The organism is Kribbella pratensis (assembly GCF_004365355.1).
In the GTDB taxonomy this organism is placed as follows: domain Bacteria; phylum Actinomycetota; class Actinomycetes; order Propionibacteriales; family Kribbellaceae; genus Kribbella.
Genome location: NZ_SODP01000002.1, coordinates 24318 through 49148, shown reverse-complemented (window position 1 = coordinate 49148; position 24831 = coordinate 24318). Strand labels below are relative to the sequence as shown.

27 protein-coding genes and 1 pseudogene are annotated in these 24831 nt (G+C 66.0%); 8 read left to right on the top strand and 20 right to left on the bottom strand.

What is annotated here, in order from left to right; translation table 11 throughout:
• Window positions 1-106 precede the first annotated feature (106 nt).
• The 3 genes and pseudogenes from EV653_RS16645 to EV653_RS42140 all read left to right on the top strand — a co-directional run bounded on the left by EV653_RS16645 (window position 107) and on the right by EV653_RS42140 (window position 1054).
• On the top strand, window positions 107-553 hold the full coding sequence (locus EV653_RS16645; protein WP_134104417.1) for a hypothetical protein: 447 nt from the start codon (window positions 107-109) through the stop codon (window positions 551-553).
• A pseudogene (locus EV653_RS42720) lies at window positions 550-891 on the top strand (pyridoxamine 5'-phosphate oxidase family protein); the annotation flags it as partial. The gene EV653_RS16645 and the pseudogene EV653_RS42720, both read left to right, overlap by 4 nt.
• A gap of 25 nt (window positions 892-916) precedes the next feature.
• On the top strand, window positions 917-1054 hold the full coding sequence (locus EV653_RS42140; RefSeq protein ID WP_238159843.1) for a hypothetical protein: 138 nt from the start codon (window positions 917-919) through the stop codon (window positions 1052-1054).
• Window positions 1055-1063: 9 nt separating this feature from the next.
• Here the strand turns inward: EV653_RS42140 and EV653_RS16635 are convergent, their stop codons facing one another.
• From EV653_RS16635 to EV653_RS16615, 5 genes are all read right to left on the bottom strand, one after another.
• On the bottom strand, window positions 1064-1285 hold the full coding sequence (locus EV653_RS16635; protein ID WP_134104414.1) for a hypothetical protein: 222 nt from the start codon (window positions 1283-1285) through the stop codon (window positions 1064-1066).
• Window positions 1286-1301: 16 nt separating this feature from the next.
• A complete protein-coding gene (locus EV653_RS16630) occupies window positions 1302-1739 on the bottom strand; it encodes a J domain-containing protein (RefSeq protein ID WP_134104412.1) in 438 nt (145 codons plus the stop codon).
• The gene (locus EV653_RS16625) at window positions 1736-2095 is read right to left on the bottom strand and encodes a hypothetical protein (RefSeq protein ID WP_134104410.1); all 360 of its coding nucleotides are present in this window, start codon (window positions 2093-2095) and stop codon (window positions 1736-1738) included. The genes EV653_RS16630 and EV653_RS16625 overlap by 4 nt, the downstream gene beginning before the upstream one ends.
• Window positions 2096-2405: 310 nt before the next feature.
• Complete coding sequence (locus tag EV653_RS16620) at window positions 2406-2669, bottom strand: hypothetical protein (RefSeq protein WP_134104408.1); 264 nt, start codon at window positions 2667-2669, stop codon at window positions 2406-2408.
• Between the two features lie 103 nt (window positions 2670-2772).
• Window positions 2773-3216 carry an Hsp20/alpha crystallin family protein gene (locus EV653_RS16615; RefSeq protein ID WP_134104406.1) on the bottom strand — a complete coding sequence of 148 codons (444 nt, stop codon included), beginning with the start codon at window positions 3214-3216 and terminating at the stop codon, window positions 2773-2775.
• 320 nt (window positions 3217-3536) lie between these two features.
• On the opposite strand from EV653_RS16615, the gene EV653_RS16610 reads away from it, so the two are divergent.
• Window positions 3537-4292 carry a GAF and ANTAR domain-containing protein gene (locus tag EV653_RS16610; RefSeq protein ID WP_134104404.1) on the top strand — a complete coding sequence of 252 codons (756 nt, stop codon included), beginning with the start codon at window positions 3537-3539 and terminating at the stop codon, window positions 4290-4292.
• Window positions 4293-4681: 389 nt separating this feature from the next.
• On the opposite strand, the gene EV653_RS16600 is transcribed toward EV653_RS16610, so the two are convergent.
• The 4 genes from EV653_RS16600 to EV653_RS16585 all read right to left on the bottom strand — a co-directional run bounded on the left by EV653_RS16600 (window position 4682) and on the right by EV653_RS16585 (window position 7870).
• Complete coding sequence (locus EV653_RS16600) at window positions 4682-5521, bottom strand: MBL fold metallo-hydrolase (RefSeq protein WP_202871706.1); 840 nt, start codon at window positions 5519-5521, stop codon at window positions 4682-4684.
• Between the two features lie 110 nt (window positions 5522-5631).
• Complete coding sequence (locus EV653_RS16595) at window positions 5632-6441, bottom strand: helix-turn-helix domain-containing protein (RefSeq protein ID WP_134104400.1); 810 nt, start codon at window positions 6439-6441, stop codon at window positions 5632-5634.
• 77 nt (window positions 6442-6518) lie between these two features.
• Window positions 6519-7271, bottom strand: coding sequence for a class I SAM-dependent methyltransferase (locus EV653_RS16590; RefSeq protein WP_134104398.1), 753 nt, complete (start codon window positions 7269-7271; stop codon window positions 6519-6521).
• Entirely contained in the window at window positions 7268-7870 is a 603-nt protein-coding gene (locus EV653_RS16585) for a TetR/AcrR family transcriptional regulator (RefSeq protein WP_134104396.1), read from the bottom strand. Before EV653_RS16585 ends, EV653_RS16590 begins: the two co-directional genes overlap by 4 nt.
• Window positions 7871-7957: 87 nt before the next feature.
• Here EV653_RS16585 and EV653_RS16580 point away from each other — a divergent pair, with 87 nt between their 5' ends.
• On the top strand, window positions 7958-8917 hold the full coding sequence (locus EV653_RS16580) for an NADP-dependent oxidoreductase (protein WP_134104394.1): 960 nt from the start codon (window positions 7958-7960) through the stop codon (window positions 8915-8917).
• Window positions 8918-9056: 139 nt separating this feature from the next.
• Here the strand turns inward: EV653_RS16580 and EV653_RS16575 are convergent, their stop codons facing one another.
• The 8 genes from EV653_RS16575 to EV653_RS16540 form a co-directional block, all read right to left on the bottom strand.
• Entirely contained in the window at window positions 9057-9737 is a 681-nt protein-coding gene (locus EV653_RS16575; protein ID WP_134104392.1) for a GntR family transcriptional regulator, read from the bottom strand.
• Window positions 9738-9861: 124 nt separating this feature from the next.
• Window positions 9862-10287 carry an RbsD/FucU family protein gene (locus EV653_RS16570; RefSeq protein WP_134104390.1) on the bottom strand — a complete coding sequence of 142 codons (426 nt, stop codon included), beginning with the start codon at window positions 10285-10287 and terminating at the stop codon, window positions 9862-9864.
• A gap of 18 nt (window positions 10288-10305) precedes the next feature.
• The gene (locus EV653_RS16565) at window positions 10306-11280 is read right to left on the bottom strand and encodes an aldo/keto reductase (protein ID WP_238159842.1); all 975 of its coding nucleotides are present in this window, start codon (window positions 11278-11280) and stop codon (window positions 10306-10308) included.
• 97 nt (window positions 11281-11377) lie between these two features.
• On the bottom strand, window positions 11378-13501 hold the full coding sequence (locus EV653_RS16560; RefSeq protein ID WP_134104386.1) for a hypothetical protein: 2124 nt from the start codon (window positions 13499-13501) through the stop codon (window positions 11378-11380).
• Entirely contained in the window at window positions 13498-14397 is a 900-nt protein-coding gene (locus EV653_RS16555) for a carbohydrate ABC transporter permease (protein WP_134104384.1), read from the bottom strand. The genes EV653_RS16560 and EV653_RS16555 overlap by 4 nt, the downstream gene beginning before the upstream one ends.
• Before the next feature lie 25 nt (window positions 14398-14422).
• On the bottom strand, window positions 14423-15352 hold the full coding sequence (locus EV653_RS16550; protein WP_134104382.1) for a carbohydrate ABC transporter permease: 930 nt from the start codon (window positions 15350-15352) through the stop codon (window positions 14423-14425).
• Between the two features lie 13 nt (window positions 15353-15365).
• Window positions 15366-16670, bottom strand: coding sequence for an ABC transporter substrate-binding protein (locus EV653_RS16545; protein WP_166679460.1), 1305 nt, complete (start codon window positions 16668-16670; stop codon window positions 15366-15368).
• Between the two features lie 193 nt (window positions 16671-16863).
• A complete protein-coding gene (locus tag EV653_RS16540; RefSeq protein ID WP_202871705.1) occupies window positions 16864-18456 on the bottom strand; it encodes an alpha-L-fucosidase in 1593 nt (530 codons plus the stop codon).
• Window positions 18457-18729: 273 nt separating this feature from the next.
• Here EV653_RS16540 and EV653_RS16535 point away from each other — a divergent pair, with 273 nt between their 5' ends.
• Window positions 18730-19746 (top strand): LacI family DNA-binding transcriptional regulator, encoded by a 1017-nt coding sequence (locus EV653_RS16535; protein ID WP_202871704.1) that lies wholly within the window; start codon window positions 18730-18732, stop codon window positions 19744-19746.
• A 53-nt stretch (window positions 19747-19799) separates the two neighbouring features.
• On the opposite strand, the gene EV653_RS16530 is transcribed toward EV653_RS16535, so the two are convergent.
• Window positions 19800-20528 (bottom strand): phosphotransferase-like protein, encoded by a 729-nt coding sequence (locus EV653_RS16530; RefSeq protein ID WP_202871703.1) that lies wholly within the window; start codon window positions 20526-20528, stop codon window positions 19800-19802.
• A 202-nt stretch (window positions 20529-20730) separates the two neighbouring features.
• A complete protein-coding gene (locus tag EV653_RS16525) occupies window positions 20731-21639 on the bottom strand; it encodes an alpha/beta fold hydrolase (RefSeq protein WP_134104376.1) in 909 nt (302 codons plus the stop codon).
• A 63-nt stretch (window positions 21640-21702) separates the two neighbouring features.
• Here EV653_RS16525 and EV653_RS16520 point away from each other — a divergent pair, with 63 nt between their 5' ends.
• On the top strand, window positions 21703-22257 hold the full coding sequence (locus tag EV653_RS16520; protein ID WP_134104374.1) for a TetR/AcrR family transcriptional regulator: 555 nt from the start codon (window positions 21703-21705) through the stop codon (window positions 22255-22257).
• Between the two features lie 50 nt (window positions 22258-22307).
• Here EV653_RS16520 and EV653_RS16515 read toward each other — a convergent pair whose 3' ends face one another.
• Complete coding sequence (locus tag EV653_RS16515) at window positions 22308-23372, bottom strand: LacI family DNA-binding transcriptional regulator (protein ID WP_134104372.1); 1065 nt, start codon at window positions 23370-23372, stop codon at window positions 22308-22310.
• 141 nt (window positions 23373-23513) lie between these two features.
• Here EV653_RS16515 and EV653_RS16510 point away from each other — a divergent pair, with 141 nt between their 5' ends.
• The gene (locus EV653_RS16510) at window positions 23514-24818 is read left to right on the top strand and encodes an ABC transporter substrate-binding protein (protein ID WP_134104370.1); all 1305 of its coding nucleotides are present in this window, start codon (window positions 23514-23516) and stop codon (window positions 24816-24818) included.
• Window positions 24819-24831: the final 13 nt, after the last annotated feature.

Genomic DNA, 24831 nt, shown 5'->3' with positions numbered 1-24831 from the left:
CGTCCCTCATCGCCGGTTGTGATGTCTTCGTCCCGCGGAGTCGGACGTCTACCTGGTATCCCGCCTGACACCCGCGCAATCGCCGGTGTTTGTCCGGGGGCGTCGGATGGGTACCGGTTCGTTCGACTCGTCGGACAGTGAGCGAGTGGTGTGCTGCTGCCTGACGGAGGTCGAGAACATGACGATGGTTGGGGGATCCGCTCAGGAGCGACCTACCGCGCCGGTCGCGGAGGTCAGGTTGGAGAGCGGCGCCGGGCTGGTGCGCATCGTGATCGAAGGGTCATTCTCCGAGGCCGCTTCGGCGATGGCGCGAGAGCTGCTGTTGGACGCTTGCGAGAGAGCCACTGCCGGTGTGGTGCTGGCTGTCGACGCGACCGTCGCTGCGGCCGATCACGACGAACTGCGCCACCTGGTGGACGTGGCGCAGCGGCGTTGCTGGGCGGCTAGTTGCCGGTTAGAGGTGACGGCAGCCGATCCCGACGTCTGTGAAGTTCTGGCCGCGGCGGGTATCTGGCCCGCAAACCCTCGAGCGGAAGGTAATGAAGGCCCATGACTGAAGGCAAGGACACGGCAGCGACTGTCGCGGAGCTGGTTGACCGGGCGAGGATCTGTATGTTGACGACGATGACGCCGGACGGTCAGCACGTGGCGCGCCCGATGGCCGTCCAGGAGGTCGAGTTCGACGGTGACCTCTGGTTCTTCGCGTACGCCGAATCGGACAAGGTCGGCGAGATCGGGGCGAATCCGCAGGTCAACGTGTCCTTCTCGAACCCGAAGCAGAGCGAGTGGACCTCGATAGCCGGCACCGCCGAGGTCGTGATCGACCCGGCGAAAGCCGAGGAACTGTGGTCGGCGCCGTTGCGGGCCTGGTTCCCCGACGGGCCGAAGTCGCCCGGCCTGGTTCTGCTCAAGGTGCATGCCGATACCGCGGAGTACTGGTCCGGGCCCGAGCAGCAAGGTCGTCAGGCTGCTCGGCGCGGCCCGCGCGGCCATCGCCCGCGATCCGGACAAGTTCCCGGCCGACAACGAGACCGTCGACCTGTCGGGATCGTGACTCGCGCGACTACACCCCTGATTGCGCGGAGACGTTTTCGTTGGCTTGGTGGGTCTCGAGTCTCGCTACGGCGATGGCCAGTGTTCGGGATGCATTGTTGATCGCCTCGGCCAGGGCGAGCGTCGCGTGTACACCTGCCATCTCGATCGATGCGGTGTTGGGATGCCCGTCGAGGGTTGGCAGTGCGGCAGTGGCGAGGAGGTCGGCGGCCGCGTCCGCGTGGAAGCTCATGGCGACTTCTCCCTTTCTAATCGGCTGGACGCGGATCGGTGACTCGAGTGGCTTGCCGGCGCCTTGCTGGTGCCCAGTGAACGGGGCCGACCCGAAGGGCTGGCTCAGGACCGCGCGATGCTGTCGCTGACCTGTCCATCGCCGCGTAAGCCGAGTCGGCTGCGGTGGGCGCAGCGGGTGTTGCTTGGGCCGTGGGCCGCTTCGCGTTGTCGTAGGCCGCGCGAGCCACGGGGTCACGGAGTACGGCGTAGGCGGCCAGAATCTCCTGGAAATATTGACTGTCGCGCAGCGGCGGCTCGCTGGTGTTCTCGCCCGCCTGGTCGATTTCCCGGTGCTGCGCGTCGGGATGGTGGCGACGCGCCAGTGCTCGGAAGGCCTGGTCGAGTTGGTGCGCGTCGGCGTCCGCGGCTACCTGGAGAACCTTGTAGAGATCGGTTTGCCCCGGCGACTTCATGACTCGTCCCTCCTGAGTTCGTCAGGGCGCTCCGCGGCGCGCTGGGTTTGACGGACCCGATCGAGGCTGATCCAGAACAGCCGGCCTGAGTGTCCGATGAGTGCCTGGGTGCCGCGTCGGCCTTGCCGGAGTGCGTGGGCGGTGGTGTTGATCCAGTCTCCGCCGATCAGCACGCTCACCCGCGCCGGCAATGGTCCGAGACTGCTTCGTGCACCTGATGCGGAGGTTTCGTCGGACTGCTGGCCTGCGCGGCCGACGATCCGTCTCGTCGCTGCCGAGATCTGGGCGGCTGCCTTCGAAGCTGAGGAGAGGTCGGTGACCCGGAGCGCGTCACGGTCAGCTGGTGAACTGGTCATCATTGGCTCCCCCCGGTAAGTGACTCGGGTTGGTTCGGGCCGAAGCCGAGGATGCTGGAAGGGGTGCGGTGGGACGGGGCGATGTGGCGGCCTGCTGCGCAGCGCCCGCGAGTTGGGCTGCTGCGTGACCCCTTGGCGTCCAAGAGGACAGGGCGTCTGTGGCTGAAGACGCACGGGGAAGATGCGGGTCGCAAGCGACCACATCGCCGGTCCCTGTCTTGCTCGCTCGCGTGTCTCGTGTCTGGCTGCGTCCACCTCCTTCACGTCAGAGTTCACGCTCGTAGCCGACTACGTCCGGTCGAGGATCTGGTCAGCTCGGAGGGCCGCGTTGCCTGGCCTCGAGGTCTCGCAGCGGCCGACGCGTGACGGGACCACCGGGTGCTGGATCCGGGGACCGCTGCGGCCGAGGTTTGGGCTCCGGTCGTCGCGGCCGGCTCGGCGGTGTCGGCGGTGAGTCGTCCCAGCAGGCGGCGATCAGGTCGTCGAACTCGGCCCGCAGCATCTCCGGGTCGTCACAGACGACGTCCCAGAACGTGTCGAGCTGGTCGACTGAGCCTGGAATCATCGTTGTCATCGGCACTCACCAACTCATCGCGCGCCTCGCCGATCGCACTGCGCCGTTCGCGGATCCCGGCGGATCCGGAGTACCAGCAGCGGCAACGCAGTACGACGGTCTGTCAGGCGTCGATCTGCTTGTGTCCTGCGTCTGTGCTGATAGCGATCTTGCGCGGCTTGGCCTGTTCGGCGATCGGGATGCGGAGCGTCAGCACGCCGCCGTCGTACGAGGCCTCGACCCGTTCGGGGTCGAGGGTGTCGCCGAGGAGCACCTGCCGGGAGAATACGCCGAGCGGCCGCTCGGACACCTGCATCTCGACGTCTTCGCCGACCTCCGGTGGACGCCGTTCGGCCTTCACCGTCAGGACGTTCCGCTCGACGTCCAGCTCGATCGCGTCGGCTGCTACACCGGGCAGGTCGAACGCGACGACGTACTGGTCACCGTCGCGGTAGGCGTCCATCGGCATCGGATTCGGCCGCGTCCAGGTGCCGGGATTATTGGTGCCCCCGAAGAATTGCTGGGTCAGGCGGTCCAGCTCACGGAACGGATCGGTTCGGATCAACATCTTTGTCTGCACCTCCCGTGGATCCTTGCAGGTGAACCTGTTTCGCGTTCTGTGCGGTGCTCAGCACCTACTCCCGATATAACATGTCATCGAAACGACGACAACCCCCTTCGTCAAGATTCCGTTGACACCCTGACGGGCCGCCCCGGGCGCGAACGTGCGACCAGGTTGCAACGGGTTCGGCCTCAGCCGGGCGCTGTCGGTCACCGGCTGAGAACTGGTGAAGTGCTGCCAATTCCTCGGCCGCCCTTGAGCGGTAAAGGGTGCAGACTGAGGGTGGCGCGTGGGACTGATTCGGTCAGCGCGGGGAGGTGCTTGTCATGGAGATGCAGGAGCTCATCGCCGTGATCAACGAGGTGGCTACCTCGCTGTTGGTGCCGATCGATCTGCAGGTGACGCTGGACCGGATCACCCGCAGCGCCACCGAGGCGATTCCCGGGATCGACTACGCCAGCATCTCGGTCACCAGCAAGACCGGCCGGATCGAGACCCTCGCCCCGACTCACCGCGTTGCGATCCAAGCCGATCAGCTCCAGTACGAGCTGCGCGAGGGGCCGTGCTACGCGGCGGTGACCGGCGTACCGGTGGTGCAGGTCGACGATCTGGCCTCGGATCTGCGCTGGCCGGCGTACGGCCCGAAAGCGGCCGCCTCCTTCGGGCTGGGGTCGCAGTTGGCGTTCCAGTTCCATGCCGAACCGCATGCACGCGGTGCGCTGAACCTCTACGCGACCCGCGCCCATGAGATCGATACGGATTCCCGGCAGTTGGGGATGATGTTCGCGCGGCTCGTCGCAGTCGCTCTGGGATGGGCCCGACATGGCGAGACCTTGAGTGAAGCTCTGCGCAGTCGGCAGCTGATCGGGCAAGCCGTCGGCATCGTGATGGAGCGCTACCGGCTCGACCCCGACCGTGCGTTCGCCTTTCTCGTACGGGTCTCCCAGACCGGCAACATCAAGCTCCGTGAGGTAGCGGCCGGAATCATCGCCGACGCCGTCACCCCGGCCGAGTGCCGGCCACACCGCCCGCGCAAGCCCTCTGAGCCTGACACCCGTCCGCATATGCCGACGTCCCCCTAAGCAAAGTCCGGAATCCGGTTATTAGCCTGCGGGGAGTAGTGCGGTCCGCGCGTCCGGTGGCACACTGCGACACACCGGCGTGTTGGACAGTCAGCAGCCGTGGGTACTTCGGGGTGTCGGGAGGACCGATGACCGTCGGTGGCGTTGACACGTACTACGACTACGACGAAAAACAGTGGAAGAGCCGCAAACTCGGCGGCGGCCCAATCCGCCGCGGCCCAGTGTGCCCAGCCCCAAGAACGGCCTCCACCGAACAACACAACACCGGTACGCCGCGTCCCGCCCCAGCCGGCCGACCGAACACGCTCACGCCCCGAAGCTGAGCAGGCCGAAGCGTTCAGCCGACCGGCGGCCCGAGGGATTCTGTCGCGTCTTCGACGGAATGGTCGTCAGCTGTTCTTGACGGCCCGGGTGGAGTTCCAGAGGACGCCTCGGTTGAGGCGGTTGGGGTACTCCTCGAGTACTGCGTTGTAGAGCTCGAGCGCGGTGTTCGTCCGGGACTCGGCCGCTGCGAAAGCTTTGAGGTAGCGGCGGGTTTCGTCGATGTAGCGAGGGTCGTCGGAGGCGTCGGCCTGGCGGTGGCCGGTCACGACTGCGGTCGGTTGCAGGCCTTCGAGTACGTCGAGGGCGGCCAGCCAATGGTCGATGCCTCCGGCAACCGACTCCGCCAGGTAAAGGTGGACTTCGTCGTACGCGACGTCACCGACGACGACCAGGCCGATCGACGGGACGTGTAACGCCGACGTGCCATCGGTGTCGGTGTGGCCCAGATCGATCGCGACCAGTTGCTCGCCTTCCAGCGTGAAGGTGTCACCTTCCAGTGGTTCGGCGACGACGAACCGGTCGGGCAACTGCCCCGGGAAGCGGTCGCGCCAGAATCCGTCCAGCCAGGCCGGGCTGAGGTTCTGCTTCATCCCCTCGACGACCGCCGCGGTCGCGACCGGTTTGGCGTCGGGGAATCGGTCGAGAACCGGCGCAGCGCCGAACCAGTGATCGCCGTGGCCGTGCGTGACGAAGATCGTGGTCAGGTTCTTGCCGCTCGCCGCGACCCAGCCGGCCAGATCCTCGCCCTCGGCCTGGGTCATCAACGGGTCGACCAGGATCGCATCGCGCTCGCCGTAGATCAGCGTCGCCGCGGTAGGCGACCACATCCGACGTACCTCACCGGGCGGGAGATCGTTGGAGACGGCCGGCTTGGAGGGCGCCACGTACGTCGAATAACTCAACATCTTGAGCTCCTGAGAAAGTCTGGATGGCCCGGTGGCCACACAGACAGCGTCGATCCCCGCGTCGTTGCCAGGAAGGCCGCGACTTCCTGGGTGCGCCGCACCCAGGAAGCTCAGGACGACGCGAGCCGCGCCAGCGCCTCGGCGCTCGGACTGCCCGGTTCCGCCGTACCGACGAGCAGTTGCAAGCCGGGCGCGGCGCGGACGTCGAACGTCTGATAAGTCAGCTCGACGCGGCCGACCTCGGGGTGATGGAAGATCTTGTAGGCCCGGCTCAGCCCGCGCGCGGTCTGGTCCTCCCACAGCGCGCGGAACTCCGGCGACTTCGGCAGCAGGTCCGCCACCAGCGCCGCGATCTCGGGATCGTCCGGGTACGCCGCCGCGTTGAACCGTACGGCGTACACCGCCCGCCGGACGACAGCCTCCCAGTCGCCGAAGATCACCCGTGCCTGTGGATGCTCGAACATCATCCGCAGGATGTTGGTCATCCCGAACGGCTCGAGCAGGCCTTGTGCGATCCGATTCGTGGCGAGGATCTCGTACGCCGGATTCAGCACGTACGCCGCCGCGGCCGGAAAGTTGTCCAGCAGCTGGAGGAGGGCCGGGTGTACCTGGTCGCGCGCCGACCCGAGTCGCGGCGTCGGCGCGAGCCCGGCGAGCCTGAACAGGTGCCCGCGCGCGTCGGCATCCAGCCGCAACGCGTGCGCAATCCCGTTCAGCACCGGGGCGGACGGATTCCGTTCCCGCCCCTGCTCGAGTCGCGTGTAGTAGTCCGCGCTCACAACCGCAAGTACGGCGACCTCTTCCCGCCGCAGACCCACAACTCGCCGATCACCACCAGCCGGCAAACCAACCGCCGCCGGCTCCACGCGAGCCCGCTGCGCCCGCAAAAACGAACCCAGCTCACCAACCGCACCACGCATGCCAGCCAGATTACGCGGCAACCCACCTCCCGCTCAGCACCGATCGCAGCCGACGCTTCCGATCGAAGGGTCGCAGCTCACGCGGACTCGCAGACACAGAGTTGAAGCGCTGCATCCACGGCAAACGGTCGCCCGGACCAGTCGCCGAGACGCTCGACGAGCCGAAGGCCGCCGAGCGAAACGAGCAGCGGCAGCTCCTGCGGGAAGATGCTCCTGATCTCGAGCGGTGCAACGACAAAGTCGGGCTCTGAGTTCGTCGAGAGGTACCAGGTCCCGCGGGTGACTTGCGCGGGCGCATCGTAGGTCTCGGCGACATCCACGCTGACGCTGCCACGGTCGGGATCCAGGAACGACAGCGACTCCCGGGTGCGGCGCACGCCATCGGCTTCGGCAAGTAGGCGCACGCTCGGGTTGAAGACATCGAAGACGAACCGTGCTCCAGGTGCCAGGTGTCTTCGAACCGACCGGAAGCAGCTCACCAGATCCTCGGCCTCCTGCAGATGCAGGAGGGAGTTGGCCGTGATGAACACAAAGTCGAAGGTGCGGCCGAGATCGAAGGCCCGCATGTCGCCCTGCACCCATTCCACGACTACACCGCGCTCGTCCGCCTTACGCTGAGCCTCGGCCAGCATGGCTGACGAGAAGTCCAGTCCGACGCACGGATGCCCGTCGGACGCGATGGGGATCAGCTTCTGCCCGGTGCCGCACCCGAGTTCAAGGACGCGCCCGCCCTGCCGATTCGCGCCGGCCCGGTAGAAGTCGACTGCGGGCCCGCCGCCCGGGAACATGAGGTCGTACAGCCGCGCGTGCGAGTAGAACGCTTGACTCACGAAGCTCCTCGTCCTTTCCGTTGGTTCCAGGGGGAAGGGCGGAGTCCGTCCATCAGGAGGTCCAGTAGGCGGGCCGCCAGTGCGGAGTGGTCGGGTGAGCTGGCAACGGTGAAGATGCCGATGAGAGCGGCAGCGATGTCTTCGGCGGGGACGTCGGCGCGGAGTTGTCCAGTCGTGCGGCCGGCTTCGAGGATGTTGTCGATGGCGGCGAGCAGCTCGGTCCGGGTGTGGGCATGGGCGATCTCGCCCGATTCGACCATCGCGAGCAGTGTGTCGAGCATCCCGTTCTTGGTCGCGATCCAGTCCCCGAACAGGTCCATCCAGCGACGCAGCGCCGCGGGCGGGTCGAGCTGGACGAGTAGCTCGTGGGCACCGACTGTGAGCCGCGAGACCTGGTCCTGGTAGACCGCGTCGACCAGCGACTCGCGGGTGGGGAAGTGCCGGTACAGCGTGGCGATGCCGACCCCCGCTTCGTTGGCGATCGCGCGCATCGACGGCTCGGTCCCGGCCGAAGCGAACAAGCGGGTCGCCACGTCCAGCAGCTGTTCGCGGTTGCGGGTCGCGTCCGCCCGCGGTCTACGGCTCTCAGTGGCGGCCAAAACGGATCACGCTCCGGTTGTGCTAGGTTGGGTGGTGAAACGGAGCATAATCCGTTTACGCTTGACGAGTCGCTCCCGGAGACGAATGTGAAGGAACCGAGCAACCCGACATCGGCGCCCACGGGCCGGGCGGTCCAGTTCGAGTCGTTCGGCGGACCAGAGGCGTTGAGCGTCCGCGAGGTACCTGTGCCGCAGGCCGGCTCGGGGCAGATCCGCGTGCGGGTCATCGCGGCCGGCCTCAACCCCATGGACTGGTTCATGACCTCCGATGCAGAGACCGCCGCGCGGTTCGGCTTGAGCCTGCCGCGCGGGTTCGGCACCGACTATGCCGGGGTCGTGGATCAGGTCGGTGACGGCGTGAGCAAGTTCGTCGTCGGTGACCGGGTGTTCGGCGGCGCGTTGTCCCGCGCGGTCGCCGACTACATCGTCGTGGACGAGGCGGGGACCATCGTGGCGGGCGGCGAAGTGCACCGCACCCCTGACGGCGTCGACGACCGCACAGCTGCCACCTTGACCATTGCCGGTCGTACGGCGGCCGCGGCGCTGGCGGTCGTCAAGCCAGGCCCGGGTGACACGGTTCTCGTCGGCGGCGCGGGAGGCGGGGTAGGCGTGTTTGCCGTCCAGCTCGCGCGCCTCGCCGGCGCTCGCGTGATCGGGACAGGGTCGGCGGCGTCGGCCGAGGCCCTGCGCGCCTTGGGCGCCGAGCCGGTCGCGTACGGCGATGGTCTGGTCGACCGCGTCCGTGCGTTGGCTCCAGCTGGTGTCACTGCGGCCATGGACCTGCACGGGACGGACACGGCGCAGGCGGCACGCGAACTCGGCGTACCTGACGAGCGCATCACCAGCATCGCCGCCCAAATCGAAGGAATCACCCCGGCGAACGGCGCCAACGCAACCCCGGGCGCTCTCGCCGACATCGCCGACCTGGTCGCCGCGGGCCGGCTCCGGGTATCGATCGCGGCAACCTTCCCGGTCGAGCAAATCCGGGAGGCGGTCGACCTGCAGGCGGCCCGGCACGTGCACGGCAAGGTCGTCATCGACCTCTAGAGAGGCTGCGATTCTGTTGCCCAAAGCAACTACGACCGGCGCCGCGAACCGCCCGGCGCCGCGAGGCGGCGCCGCAGACCGCCCAGAGCCGCGATCGCGGCCTTCAACACGTCACCCGTCTGCATCGGCCACTCGGAGCTCAAGCTCGCAGCTTGGAAGCCTGGGTCTGTGCGGCCTTGAGATCGGCGAGCAGGGTGTCGCGGCAACTGTGCAGATCGGTCAGCAGCGCGGCAACGGCCTCGTCCGGGTCGCCATTGCGGATAGCCTCCAGGATGGCGGCGTGCCGGTCGGTCAGAGCGATCAGGTCGAGACCGGCGTGGGCTCGCACCTGGGCGATGCACAACTGCGTCTCGCCCATGACGGTCTCGTGCATCCGGCGCAGCCGCGCACTGCCAGTGGCCGCGACCAACGCGCGATGCAAGGCGATGTCGGACTCGGTGTGCTCGGCGTGCTGGTCGTGCTCTGCCGCCATCCGCATCAGCAGAAGCGACCGATCCGCGTCGCCGGGCACCTCGCGGCGGTTCGCGAGCGTCATCACGGCACGGGATTCGATCGGCTCCCTGGCGAAGTAGAGGTCACTCACATCGTCGGCAGACAGTTGAGGGACGACCGCGGTGCGGCGCGGACCTCGCCGCAGGAGTCCTTCGTTCGTGAGCCGATCCAAGGCAGCCTTGGCGGTGGGCCGGGCGACGGCGAATCGGTTAGCGACCCAGATCTCCGAGAGCTTCTCGCCCGGTGCGATCTCGCTGGCAACGATCTGCTTGCGTAGCGCTGTGGTCAGCGAGTCGGTCAGCGAAGTGCTCTCGAGTTCGACGCTCACTTCCACCGCCTCCTTAAGGTTGCGCACCCGATTCGGGTCTCGATCGGTCTGTGCGCATACTAATTGATCGCTGGACAACCTGCCTGACAGATGTGCTGATCATCGGAGGGTCGACCGCCCGTTGTCAGGTTCTGGAACGCCGAAGCCCGATGGTCAGCAACAGGTTCGCGTACAGACGCTCTTCGCCGGTGGCGATCACGAGACCGACGTCAGGGGAGCGGACGATGTCGTAGAAGTCGAACCGGTCGACCTGCTCCATCGGTACGTCGTCCCCGAGGAATCGGCGGTACTCCTCCTGCACGGACGCGTCCACTCCTTCGGCAGGACGCATCACGACGGCGCTCTCGAAGGTCACCGCGGTTTGGATCAGCGGGAGTACGTCGGTCACCGTGAGCAGGCCGGGTGCGACGTTGAGATGCACGAGGCGGGCCCTCGGGTTGATCATCGTGAGGTAGGGGTAGTTCCCGTCCGCGAGGAGGATGCGTGAACCGTGCCCGGCAACAGCCAGTGCCTCGAGTAGTGGCGGATGGATGAGCTCGTAATTGAGCATGATGAATCCCTTCTCTGATCAGCGGTCGCCGTGGGCCTGGGGGGATCCGTAGCCGTTCCAGCCTGGGATTGTGCCGTCGACGTCCCAGAGGTCCAGCCACGACTCCGATCCGTCCCAGAGGAACACTTGCCCTTTGATGAGGCGGTTGTTGCGTTCGACTCCGCGCATGTCTTCGATCTCGGCCGGCGTGAGTGGGTCGGACAGGACGGTAGCGATATTCGCCGCATACTGCTCCGGCTTGACCGAGAAGGGAATGGGGATCTGACCGCGCGCAACGGCCCACTTCAGACAGATGAGGGCCGGATGTACGCCGTGGTCGCGCGCGATGCGCTGGACGGTGGGGTGCTCCACGTCGACGAGGTCGTCTTCGCTTCGGTCGCGCTCAGGGCGTGACGGCGAGCCCAGCGGGGAGTAGCCGATGGGTTGTACGCAGTGATCCACGGCGTACCGGAACAGTTCCGGTTGCTGGAAGCACGGGTGCAGCTCCATCTCGATGAGAGCGGGAGCGATTCGAGCGTCTCGGAGGATCAGCGCGAGTTTCGGGATCGTCACGTTCGACGTGCCGAGGTGGCGCACCAGGCCCACGTCGACGAGATCCTCGAGAGCGTGCCACAGCTCCATGTACCGCTCATGTACGTACGGCCGCGCCTGCGGGTCGCGCGTCCCGGCGCGTGCGTGTGGCGGGTGATGGTTGGGGAACGGCCAGTGCACGAACACTGCGTCGAGGTGCTCCAGGCGAAGCCGCCGCAACGACTCATGGACAGAAGCCACTGCGTCCGCGGGGGCGTGCGCGTCGTTCCAGACCTTCGACATGACGAAGAAGTCCTGTCGAGGAGCGACTTCTGCAAAGGCGTCTTCCAGCACGACGCCGATCTGCGACTCGTTGCCGTAGACGGCAGCGCAGTCGACAAGGCGATAGCCGCAACGGATTGCTCCCGCGACTGCGGTGGCGACATCGTCCGCGGAGTAGCGGTCGGAGCCGAAGGTCCCCATTCCGATCGGAGGGATAGGTACTCCGGATGCGAGCACCCGTGAGGGCAGCAGACCTGGATCAATCTGGGTCGGCACGGACGTCATAGCGAGACTTCTCCTAGTGCTGGTTGGCAAGACGGTCCCCGAAGTCGTGTGCAAGCCGCGCATCCCGGCGTACATCCTCGAGGTAGAAGGGATAGCCGAAGATGCGGTCGACGCGAGCCATCCGGTACGGCTGATAGTGCTGACTCCAGAAGAAGCCGAGGGCGATCCAGTGTTCGACTGCCTCGTCGAGCAGTTCGGCCGCCCGTACGGCGCGTTCCGGCTCGCCGTGCTCCTCGGCGCGGGCGAGCTCCAATGCTGCCTCGATCTTGGCCGCGTAGTACCTGCCCAGGGACGCCGTGGCGCGGAGGTCGAGGATCGCGCAGGTGGCGTGCGGTTCTCGCCATGACGGGTTGCGGTCCTGCGCCGCCGCTGCGAGTTCCTCGGCCGCGCGTGACTCCTCGGTCAGGACCGCAATCACGTCGAGGGGGGTCTCGGCAGACGCGTCAGTTCCGCCGAGTCGTTCGGCCTTGGCGAACTCGCGGATGCCGATCGTCCCCGCGCCGGGCATCGGAGAGCTATCGAGGAAGTCGAGCACAGTCCGGAGCCCGTGGTCGCGCGTCAGGCATCCTTCTGGATGCCACTGGAAGTCGAGGTCCAGCCAGCACAGTCGATTGACCGCAGGGATGATCTTTGACGCGTGGCGGAGCCCTTCGTACAGGGTCGAAGCATCGTCGCCGTAGTCGAGGCGTGCCAAGCGTTCGAAGACATCCGACGCGGTGTCGGGGTCGTAGGCGAGACGGCCCCACAACTGGAATTGCAGCCGGTGACGCTCGAAATCCCAGCGCCAGGCCTTGTGGCCGTGGTCGACATGCTGGAAATCACGGGCCCAGAGATAGCCGTCCGCGCCCCAGTAGAAGCCGTGGACGTAGCTCTTCGCGGCCATCCCGCGGACATACTCCCGAACGTAGTCCACGTCACCCCAGCGGTGCGTGTGGACGTCGTCGTTCCGCACGGTGAAGAGGAACTGTGTCTGCTCGAGGTCCACGCCGTCCCACGCGTGAAGCAGCTCCTCGAAGGCGGGACGGGGGTACGAGTAGCAGTGCGCGATCGAGTACTTCCAGCTGATGTAGAAGCGACTGGGATCCATCCTGGGCTTGGCCATGGCGATGATGTCGGCGGTGCTTTGCATGTTGGTGCGGTGCAGGAACTTCACCCGTCGCCGCGACCGCTCGATTCCCCGGAGGTAGGTGTCGACCACCCACTGCTCCTTCTCAGTGCCGGTGCCGCTCATGGCTTCGCTGCCGCTGGTGCCGATGCCGTCCAGTTCGGGATAGGTCACGAGCAGGCGGTAGATCATCTCCTCGTAGTACGCGGAGACCTGCGGGGCGCGTTGCCTGGCCCGAGCAGCGTCCCAACGATTGATGGTCTCTGTGCCTTCGCTGCTGTTCGCCAAGGCGGCGGGCAAGCCGAGGCCGCGAGCCACGGGTTCGGGCAGGTAGATGTTCCAGGTGAACAGATAGACGTCGATGCCGCGATCTCGGGCGTGCCCGAACAGTGCGTGGAAGAACCTCTCGTGGTCGGCGATCTCCTCATCGGTGAAGGGATTCGCGTCGCGGAACTCGGGAGAGCTCACCATCAGATGGAACGGGTGGAGCGACCACAGGCTCAGACAGTTGTAGCGATTGCGGGCAAGCTCGTCGAGGTAGTCGCGCCAGAATTCCAGATCGAAGCAGGTGTCGAGGTTCTGCCGGAACGGATCGCCGTCGGAGTACGGCTCGTAGGGCAGGTTGAACTTCACGCCGCGGACAGCGAGGGTCGGCGACTTCGCGATGTCGAGTCCCTCGTCGGCCCATCGCTCCGCGCGGATCAGGTCGGCGACTTCGAGACAGCCGTACATCAGGCCGCGGGGATGCGCGGCTTCGATGACGACCCGGCCTCCGGCGCCGGTGACGGTGAAGGACTCGTCCGGGTACGTCGGACCGGCCTGGCCGTCGGCGCCGGCGATGAACGCATCGACCTCGTCGGACGAATTGTCCGCTCGTACGACGATCATCGGCCTGGGCGCTGGGTCGTCGCGGAGCTCGGGCCAGGGACCGACGGCCTCGAGGCCGGCTGCGTTGAGAGCCTTGCGGATCTCTGCGAGACCGAAGTCCACAAGGGGCGACCGCACCTCGCTGACAAGATAGACGGTGCTCATCGGCCCCCCAGTCCGCTCAGCCGCACGCCTTCGACGAAGGTCCGCTGCGCGAGGAAGAAGACGATGAGGATCGGGAGCAGAGAGATGATCCCGACCGCCATCATTTGGTTGTACTGCGTCTCGTACTGGCCCTTGAACAGGCTGAGGCCGAGGGCGAGGGTGAAGTTGTTCTGTGTCCGCAGGTAGATGAGCGGTGTGAGGAAGTTGTTCCAGTTGCCGACGAAGCTGAAGATGGCGACGGCCGCGATGGCGGGTTTCGACATCGGCAGGAAGATCGACCAGAGCGTGCGAAGGTGACCGGCGCCGTCGATGCTGGCAGCATCGGTGATCTCCTGCGGGATCGACTTGAAGAACTGGCGCAGCAAGAAGATGAAGAAGGCGTAGCCGAACCAGGCCGGCAGGAACAGCGGCCAGTAGGTGTTCACCATGTTCAGCTTGCTGAACATGATGAACGTCGGCACCAGCGTCACCTCGGCCGGGATCGCCATGGTGGCGACCATGAGGGCGAACATCGCGGATCGTGAACGCGCCCGCAGGCGGGCGAAAGCGTACGCGGGCAGCACACACGAGACCAGGTTCCCGATCACCGACAGGCCGGTGATGATGATCGAGTTGATCAGGAACGTGGTGAAGGGCAGCGAGGTCCACGCGGTCGGATAGTTGTCCCACTGTGGCGTCGCGGGCAGCAGTTTGGGCGGGTAGGCGAGGACCTCCTGCGCAGTCTTGAGGGAAGTTGTCAGCATCCAGAGGAACGGGATGATGAACACCGCCGTACCGGCGATGAGCAGGATGTAGCTACTGGTCTTCCGGACTCGCTCGACGGAGGTCTGGCTGGCGCTGCGGGTCCAGCGTCGCACCGGCTGGGCCTGCTGGGCCCGCGTCGCTGTCAAGGTCATAGTGGGGCTCCGGTAGATGGTCGGATCAGGCGTCGTAGTGCACCCAGCGGCGAGCGAGCAGGAACTGCAGGGCCGTCGCAACGCCGATGAGGGCGAACATCGCCCACGAGAGGGCGGCCGCGTAGCCCATGTCGAAGTACTCGAACGCCTGGCGGTAGATGTAGAGGCCCAGCATGAGAGTCGCGTTGTTCGGTCCACCCTCGGTCATCACCAGGACCAAGGTGTAGGCCTGCAAGCTGGCGATGAGACTCGTGACGACGTTGAAGAAGATGACCGGCGACATCATCGGAACGGTCACGTTCCAGAACCGGTTCCACCATCCGGCGCCGTCGAGGAGCGCAGCTTCGTACAGCGCGGGGGAGATGCTTTGCAGACCCGCGAGGTAGATCACGATGGTGTTGCCCGCGCCCCACACCGACATCAGGATGAGACCGGGGATCGCCCAGTGCTCGGAAACCAGCCAGCCAGGTCCCTTGATGCCGAAGAGGCCGAGGAAGTTGTTGATGAGGCCGTAGTCGGGCTGCAGGATGTTGACCCACAGGATGGCTGTGGCGACACCGGCCACGACGGAAGGCAGATAGAAGACAGTACGGAAGAAGCCGAGGCCGCGGACCTTCTGGTTCAGCAGGATCGCGAGCAGGAAGCTCGTCACCACGCCCAGACAGACAGAGCCCGCGCCGAAGTAGACCGTGTTGGCGATCGACTTGTAGAACAGCGGATCTGCGAACATCTTCCGGTAGTTCGCCAGGCCGGCCCAACTCGGTGTAGAGAGCAGTGACCAGTGGGCGAAACTCAGCAGGAGTGCTGCAACGACCGGACCGCCGCCGAACAGGATGAAGCCGAGGATCCACGGAGACGCGAAGCCGTAGAACGCTCGCGCCTCCCGACGGGCCAGCTTGCTGGTGCCTCCTGTCCGCCGTGTTGTCGTTTCGAGTGCGGGCGCAGCCTGTGCCATACCGATTCTCGCCTCAGCCCGCGACGTTCTTCTTCAGCAGCGGCTGGATCGTCCCCGCGATCTTCTTGCACGCGTCGGAGACGCCGAGGGACTTACCCATCACCTGATCCCAGATCGGGGTCACCGCATTCGTGATCTGCGGCGTCGCCGGACCGAACACGACCCCCTTGCTGGTCGCGTAGGTGTTGAGCGCGTTGTAGATGGCATCGGCTCCCTCCGGGGCCGCCTCCGACTTGAGATAGGCCGGCCAGGCCGATTTCCTGGTCATGTTGCCCTTGCCTGTGCTGGCGAACATGAACACCTGACCCGAGGTCGAGAGGTACTCGTTGAGGTAGATCCACGCGGCGTCCTTGTTCGCGCTCTTCGAGGTGATCGAGTAGGCGCTGCCGACTGCGGCCGTGGAGTGTCCCTTCGGGCCGGCCGGCCAGTCCGCAATGCCCCACTCGAAGTTCGCCTGCTCGCGCAGCGCCGGGGCTCCCCAGGAGCCGTCCACCTTGATAGCGGCACGGCCCAGGGTGAAGGCGTCGGCCTGCGACAAGCCTTGCAACTCCGAGGGAGACGGGAACACGCCCTTCTGCAGGTACATGTCCATCCACCACTGCACCGCGGCGATCGATTCGGGCTGGTCCAGGAGGACCTGCGTCTCGTCGTCGCTCAGGTAGTGGCCACCGAGCGGAGACAGGCGCACCGGGTCCCAGAACGTGTCGGCGGGGGTCACCGGAAGGGACAGACCGAAGATCTTGGACCCGCCCTGGCCACTCGTCGTCGCCAGGACCGCGTTGCGTAGGTCGTCGAACTTCCACTTCGCGGTCGGCAGCTCGACGCCCGCCTTGGTGAAAATGTTCTTGTTGTAGTAGATCATCACCGGCCCGCAGTCGTACGGCACCGAATACTGCTTTCCATCGCGCTTGTAATATCCGGTCGACACCTCGGTGAAGTCCGACGGGTTGAAGTTCGGCTCACCGGATATGTAGTCGTTGAGCGCAAGAAATGCGCCCGATCCGATGAAGTTCTGTGCGAAGCCGAAGCCGTTGTACATGACGTCCGGCAGGCTGCCGCCCGCAGCCTGGCTCGAATACTTCTTCAGATAGTCCGCCGAACTGTCGCCGGCGTTCTCGGCCACGATCTTGATGTTCGGATGACGCTTCTGGAAGAAGTAGTCGAACTGCTGCTGACGCACGAAGTCCGCCGGCGACCACGAATGCGCCACCGTGATGGTCACCGAGGATTTCGGGTCGGCCACGGCCGACTTGCCCCAATCGAAGCTGTCGTTGAGCTTCTGGGCGTCCGCGGACGGGTAGAGCTTGGACTCGACCAACGAGGTCGTCGTCGGGCTTGATGACGAACACGCTGCGAGTGCGCTCGCCCCGGTCGCCGCAAACGCCGTGACACCCGCCGCCCGCAAGAATGTGCGTCGGCTCAATCCTGCTGCCGCAGGGATGCTGCGTGGTGGCATCATTCCTCCTGTATAAGAATTTCGAACCGCATTTCTTGACGAGCTTGAGCGGGCGTCAGCCGCCGGCAGTACCTGGTGTGCGGAATTTGAGCTCCGGGCCGCGGACATCGAGAAGCGCGGTGCGGCCAAGTGCGCGCACGGCATAAAGCCGACCGGGCTCCGCGCGGAACAGCGCGTGCACGACGGCGTCCTCAGCCGCGACGAGTTCGGTGGGCGTCCACTCGTCCGGGCGTTCCATGGTGTCCATGCCGGTGATGTCCTGATACTCCGCGCCCAGCAGGACGGACTCCGACGATCCGCGGGCCAGGACCGCAACCCCGACCGAGATAGTTGAGGTGGCTTCGTCCCACGACGCATCCACTGTGGAGATCCGGGTCGGTTCGGCCGCCGCCTCGACGTTGGTCAGCTTGATGACGACCGGGTTGGGCCACTTCTTGTCGTTGTACAGGCGCTGCGCATTGAGAGCCGAGACCACCAGACCGGCCTCGGTCTGCTCCCATCGCGGCGTTGCGTCCAGCTCCGGTCGGTACTCCATCAGCTGTCCGCTCTGCCCGAGGATGGAGACCTCGGTGTGCTCGGTCGCCTTGATCGATCGGAGCTGGAACTCGCGCCGTTCTCCCCACTTCCAGCGCTCACCGGTGACAATGACGTACACGGTCTTGGCATCCTTCGATGCGGTGAACCAGAGCTCGCCTTCATTCGTGACGACCCAGGGACGGGTGGCGTAGATCGCCTCCCTGTTGACGAACATCCACAGTCCGAGCTCCTGAAGCCGTGCCTCCTGCTCGACCGGGATGGTTCCATCCGGCTTCGGGCCGATGTTGAGCAACAGGTTGCCGCCCTTGGCCCGGGTCTCGATCAGGATCTCGATCAAGCGGGTTCCGGATTTGTAGGTCTCGTTCGTGGGCTTGTAGGTCCACTGCGTGCCCATGGTGAGGTTGGATTCCCAGGCCCCGTCGATCGGCTGGCCGGGAATGTACTGCTCGGGGGTAGGCAGCGCGCCGCGGGTGACCACCACAGCGGAGTCCGTCTTCCACGCATGGTCGCGCAGCCCTTCGGCCTCCCCGTCGAAGAAGACCAGGTCGACCGTGCCGAACTCGGTGAGCAGCTCGGTGATCTGGGCCTTCGCCAGCTCCATCAGTCCGGGATTGGCGGCCGGTTGCACGCTTGGAATCGAGCGTTGGATCGGGATGCCCTGCTCCCAGAGCCAGGCGAAGTCGTCCGGTGAGAAGTAGACGCCGGCGGCGATGCCACGTTCCCGGAAAGCATCGAGGATCTCGGCGGTCACGTCCCGGCCGAACGGCGTATTGCCCACATGGCGCTCGGTCGTGGCCGTGCGGAACATGCAGAAGCCGTTGTGATGCTTGGTCGTGAACACCACGTATCGCATGCCCACCAGGTCAGCGAGCTCGGCCCACTCGGTGGGGTCGAAGCGCCGCGGACGAAAGCGGCGCGGGAGCTCGTCGTAGTACCTCTGGACGAAATCCTCGGAGGCGCCGACGAGCGGATGGCTCACGTCGGAACCGAGCTGCGTATCGATGCTCCAGTGGATGAACAACCCCAGCCCGAGGTCGCGGAACCACTCGACGCGATCAGCTGCGTTGCCGTCGGCACTGGCATGCGCCACGGGATTGGACTCGATCAGCACCAGATACTCCTCATCGAATCTGCAGGGAGTCGATTGCATATCGACTCACCAGCTAACTTGTCAGGCAAGTTAGCACGTAACGTTTCGCGCTGTCTACGATCGTGTTGGCGAAGGATTTTCACGAAGGGATCCGTCCTGCGGGTCGTCTGTCACCGCAGTCATGGCACGATCGATTCGCGCTGCGCGGCGCTACGGGGGTGCGATCTGCCTGCCCTCGGTCCGGTGCGCTGTGGCGCCCCGGGGCGGGCGAAACGTTACGATTCCCGTTCGTGGATGCGAGGAGGGGCGATGGCCACATATAAAGACATCCAGCGCGAGACGGGGCTGTCGCTGGCGACGATTTCGAAGTACTTCAACGGCCGAACCGTGCTCGAGTCGAATCGCGTTGCGATCGAGGCTGCCGCCGCCGCGCTGGACTTCCGCCCCAATGCCATGGCCCGCGGCCTACGGTCGAGGCGATCGGGAACCATCGGCGTGGTGTTGCCGGCTCTCAACAACGATTTCCACCTGACGATCATCGCGGGAGTCGAAGCTGCCCTGAGATCGGCCGGCATCAGCGTCATCGTGGCGGCCAGTCCGTCTGGCCAGGAGGACACGGTCGGACTGCTGTTGAGCCAGATGGTGGACGGCATCATCGCCGTACCGTCCGGACACGACATCGAAGCCCTGCGCACGGCAATGCAGCGCGTGCCGGTCGTCCTCATCGACTGGGAAGCAGACGAACTCCATACCGACGGGATCTTCCTCGACAATGCTGCAGCGGGCGCGATGGCCGCTCGCCTCCTGCTGGATCATGGGCATCGACGTATCGCGCTGGTGGCTGGGCCCGCATCGGTCTCGACCATGCGCCTGCGAGCGTCGGGCTTCACCGAGCGTCTTGCCGAGGCTGGCGTTGCCCTGTCCCCGGAGTACGAGGCCCGCGGTCCACTGGTCGTCCGTACCGGACATGACTCGATCAGTGGTTTCCTCGCAATGCGCGACCGGCCCACCGCAATCTTCTGCGCCAACTACGAACTCACGCTCGGCGCCCTGATCGCGATCAACGAGTCGGGCCTGCGGCTGGGGCGGGACATCTCGCTGGTCGGTTTTGACGGAGCGGAGCTAGCTCAGGCCACGGTGCCGCGGCTCACCGTCATCGCGCAGCCCACCGAGGACATCGCGACGGAAGCCGCCGATCTCTTGCGTCGACGGCTGGATGGCTCGGGTCCGCCTCTGCCACGATCGCCCGTGGTCCGGTTTCTCCCAGCCCAGCTCGTGCCCGGTGGTTCGGTCGAACGCCTGAACGACTGAGCGGCAAGCCGACGTACTTCGACTCACTCGGCGTGGTTGAGGCGCCGTGAGCGTTAAGAAACGCGGTATTCGTGGTCGAGCCAGTCGCAGACGACCTGAGCCACCTCGCCGGCTGAAAGACCAGACGTCTCGACGACCAGGTCAGGATTCGCCGCCTGTTTAGGCAGGGTGTTCTGGTGCAGGGACAGACCGGCGGGGTGCCGATGCCGTCGCTGCCGGTCGGCCAGTGGCTCGTCGGCGGCCACCAGTTCGATCACGGCAACCCTGGCCAGACCCTGCGCACGCAGGTCAGCGAGGCGCCGCTCCAGGTCTGCATTGACCTGGGGCTCGAACGCCTGCCCGTCGACAATCACTCCAACTCCGGACGTCAGCATCGCCACGATCGCTGCGTTCATCGCCAGCAGCATCGCGATCGCATCCGGACCGACTTGGATGCGGCGCGTCCCCGGCAGCTCCGGCACGTCCTGATAACTGAATCCCCGCTCGACGGCATACCGCGCACCGACGACACCGCCGGCCCACTGCCCCGGCACCATCCGGTACAGCTCATCCACCCCGAACCGCAACAGCGGCTCATCCAGATGATCCTGCACGAACCCGGCCAGGGTCGATTTACCGGCCGCAGACGGCCCATTGACGACAACACACAGCGGCGGCCGATCAGACATACAGAGCATCACTCTCAAGGTCAGCGGTTGAGTCAGGATTTCCACGAACGCCTGCCCCGCGTGGACAACCCGGCAACCGGCGCACTGGCGTAGCGTACCTGCGCTCGCGGTCATGACTCCGAAGCTGATCGAGAGCCTGCCAGAAGGCCCGTCGATCCAACTAGTTGCTGACGGCACCAAATCCGCCGTCCCGGGCAGCAGCCCGCGCGACGCGCCGGACGAGAAAGCATCACCTCGGACTGGCAGTCGGTGGCATGCGGTTGCTGTTTCCCCTCACCTTCGCGAGCGACCTGATTCCGTCGTAGCAGGCCTTACGTCAGGCTGCTTGTTCGAACCAGGCGGTCGTGAGGTCGGCCACTGCGGTGGGGGCGTCGTCGGTGATGAAGTGTGCGGCGTTGTCGACGTACGCGAACTCGGCGCGATCGGCGTACCGCTCCGGATTGCGGCAGACGTGTCCCATGAGCTCCTCGGTCCAGGGGCGGTCACGGCGGCCGAACACGAAGAGGGTCGGCACCGTGAGCCGCCTGCGGCGATAGACGCCGCGTGACATGCGCATGGCCTCGGGCAGGATCATGCCGCGGGTGAGCGGACGCACGGCGCCGTCGATGTCGGGTCGGCTCATGGGGGCGAGGTGGGCTTCGATAGTTGCCTCCGACATCGGCTGGGCGACGTACGCCTCGGAGAAGATGCTGCGCAATGAGGCGCCGGGGCGATGCCAGATGAACCGGGGTAGATGCCGGAAGCCCGGCGCGAGCTTCGGGCTGAAGGTGAAAAAGCCCGGCGGCACCGAAAGTTCTACTGCCGTTCGAACCCGCTCGGGGTGGTCATAGGTCAGCTGCATCGCGGTGATGGCGCCCATGTCGTGAGAGACGAGGTGGGCGCGCTCGATGTCGAGGGCGTCGAAGAGGGCGAGCAGGTCATGGAGCCGGGTCTCGCGTTCGATCCGCGGATCGTCTGTCACGGTCCAGCCGGCCCCGCGCAGGTCGGGACAGATGACGCGGTAGCCGCGGGCGGCGATGACCGGAGCTACGGCTCGCCACTGCCACCAGTGCTGGGGAAACCCGTGCAGCAGCACGACTGGTTCGCCCTCGCCGACGGTGGCAACGTGAGTTCGCAGGCCGGGCGTCTCGACGACGAGATGGTCGAAGCCGGGCACGTCGGGAAGCGGCGGCGACCAGGCCGTGGCGTCGACCGACCGGATGATTCGGGGCTCGGGCGTGGCCATCGCCGCCTCCTTCGTGCGGGTGGACTACTATTTTTATAGTAGGCTTCTTGGAAGGAGGCGTCCATGCCGGCGGCAACCCGGGTGCGCGCACTCGAGGCGGCCGTGGAACTGCTCGGCGCGGAGGGCGTGCGCGCGTTGAGCCACGCGCGCGTCGACCGACGGGCAGGCCTCGCGCCTGGATCAACCTCGAACTGGTTCCGCACCCGCCGGGCCTTGCTCGCCGGTGTGGTGGACTGGATCGCCGCGGCCGAGCGTGACGATTTCGACCCGGGCGCGATGCCCGCGATCACTGGACCGGAGGGCCTGATCGAGGGATTGTGCGCGATGACCGAACTGCAATCCGGGCCATTCGCCGCGCGCACCCGGGCCCGTTACGCCCTCTTCCTCGAACTCGCGGACGATCCCGAGCTCGGTGAGCCCCTCCGGAGACAGCGACGCGAGTTCGAACGGTGGACCGAGAGCATCGTGACCGCCGCCGGCATCCAGGACCCCGTGCCGGCAACGAGAGCCCTGATGGCCCTCGGCGACGGCCTCCTCCTACACCGCCTCACCGTCGACCCCACCCTCGACATGCGCCCCGCCATCGAACGCACAGTCCACGCCCTCGCCTCATCCTGAAACTCCCGTCCCGGAGTACGGCGCCGATCCTGCCCGTTTGTCCGTCTTCGTCAGCCGGTCGGTGGGCGGCTCGACTCACGGATGATGAGTTCGTGCGGGACGGTGTAGACGGCGGCCGGGTCTCGATTGCCCTGGATCCTGCTGATCAGGGCCTCGAACGTCCGGTCCGCCAGCAGGTCCAGATCCGTGGCGACACTGCTCAGGCTGGGGGACAGGTAGCGGCCGTCGACGATGTTGTCCCAGCCGATCACGGCGACATCGTCGGGCACCCGGACGTGATGCGCGATGAACGTCCGGATGGCGCCGATCGCCAGCAGATCGCTGGCGCAGACCAAGGCGTCGATCTCACCGATCTGCGGGAGCAACTGTTCGGCCATCGCCGCGCCCGTCTCCCGTGTGTACCGGTCGCATCGGAGCAGCCAGTCGTCCCGGGTCTCCAGGTCGAGGTCGTTCACTGCGGCACGGAAGCCCTGAAATCGTAGTTGTCCGACGCTCGACGACCGCGCCGGATTGCTGCCGACGTACGCGATCCGCCGCCGTCCGCCGTCGGCGAGATGCTGGACGACATCCTTGGCGGACTGCTCGTTGTCGATCGCGACGTAGTCCGCCGCGCCTTCACTCAGGTGTTCACCGAGCAGCACCATCGGAGTGAAGCGGCTCATGTCGGCCAGCCGCCGCGGGTCCACGGCCAATGGGCTGTAGATCACTCCGTCGATGCTGTTGCCGGGATATCCGGCGGCGGCACGCAACTCGTGGTCGTCGCTGCGCCCGGTCTCGTCGGTGAAGACGGTGTAGCCGTGTCGTTCGCCTGCCATGATCATGGCGTGCGCCAGCGCCCCCAGGTACGGTTCGTCGATCCGCGGCACGGCCAGCGCGACGATGTTGCTGCGGCCGCTCTGTAGCTGCCGGCCGACCAGTGAAGGGGTGTAGCCCAGCTCGGCGATCGCGGCCTTCACCCGGGCCCGGGTCTCGGCCTTCACATGGCGCCGCTCGTGGACGACGTTCGTCACGGTCTTCAGCGACACCCCGGCCAGCTCCGCGACGTCCTTCAGCCGGGCGGGCCGAGCCGGCCTGCCGTCCCTACCGGCGCCGACGTCGTCGCGGTGGTCGTCCATCGTTCTCCCCTCGATGACTTCAAACACCGTAGGACGACATCTTGACAGAGCTCATGCGCCCCGCGAGCATCACTTCTAACGTTAGAAATTCTAACGTTAGAAGTTTAGTCGACGCATCGCCACCGACAACGGGAGTGGCTCGTGAAGAAGATCGCGTTCGTCGTCTCTGTCGCCCTCTCCACCGGAGCCCTGTTCGCCACCGCGGCGTGCACCGGCGGCGCTCCGGGGACCGGCTCCGGGGACGTGCAGCAAGACACCAGCGGTCAGCAGGAGATCCGCTACATGATCGGCCAGCCCGAGGATCCGGCGGATCTGGAGCTGATCAAGTCCGACCTGAAGACGTTCGAGTCCAAGAACCAGGGCATCACGGTGAAGCTCGACGTGATCCCGAGCGAGAATGTCCGGACCGTCCTGCAGACCCAGCTGCGCTCCGGTCAGGGCCCGGACGTCTTCGGGTACGACACCGGGCCGGGATTCGCCGGCGCCCTGGCCAAGGCCGGGCTGGTGTACGACCTGACCAGCGCGTACGCCGACCACAAGTGGCCGATCTACGACTTCGCCAAGAAGCGGGTCACCTTCGACGGCAAGATCGTCGGCGTCCCGAGCCAGATCGAGGAGGTCGGCGTCTTCTACAACAAGACCTTGTTCGCGAAGTACGGAATCGCCCAGCCGACGAACCTCACCGAGCTGACCGCCGCGGCCGAGAAACTCAAGCAGAACAAGGTCATCCCGTTCGCCGTCAGCGACAAGGAAGGCTGGCAGGGCGGCCATCTGCTCAGCATGTCGCTGTCCAGCGCCGTCGGGTCCAACGGCATGGACGACCTGCTCAACGGCCGTACGTCGTGGAACACCCAGCCGGTCGTCGATTCGCTGGCGGTCTGGAAACAGTGGAACGACAAGGGATTGCTTACTCCCTCACCTGCCGCGGTCAGTTACGACAACGCGAACGCGCTGTTCTACTCCGGCAAGGCCGCGATGAACCCGACCGGCAGTTGGCTGGCCCTGGACATCGAGCGGAACGCCAAGTTCGACGTCGGCTTCATTCCGTTCCCGGCACAGAACGGCGCGGGGATCTTCAGCGGCGGTCTCGGCTCGGGCACCTTCGTGTCCGCCTCGACCAAGAAGGCCGATGCCTCGATCAAATTCCTGGACTACCTGCTCACCGCCGAGCACGGCCGGTGGGCCGCGGAGAAGTTGCAGGACATCCCGGCGTACCCGATCGACACGAACGGGATGAAGGCGTCGCCGTTGTTCAAGCAGGTGCTGGACGACTCGGCCAAGATCGCCGGTGGAACCGGTGACTTCGGGTACAACATCGACGTCCTGACCACCGATGTCTTCAACAACGCCATGTGGAAAGGCATCCAGGGCATCCTGAGCGGTCAGGCCGAGCCGGCCAAGGTCGCCGCCCAGCTGCAGACGGCGTACGAGAAGTCGGCGAAGTAGATATGCGGGCCGT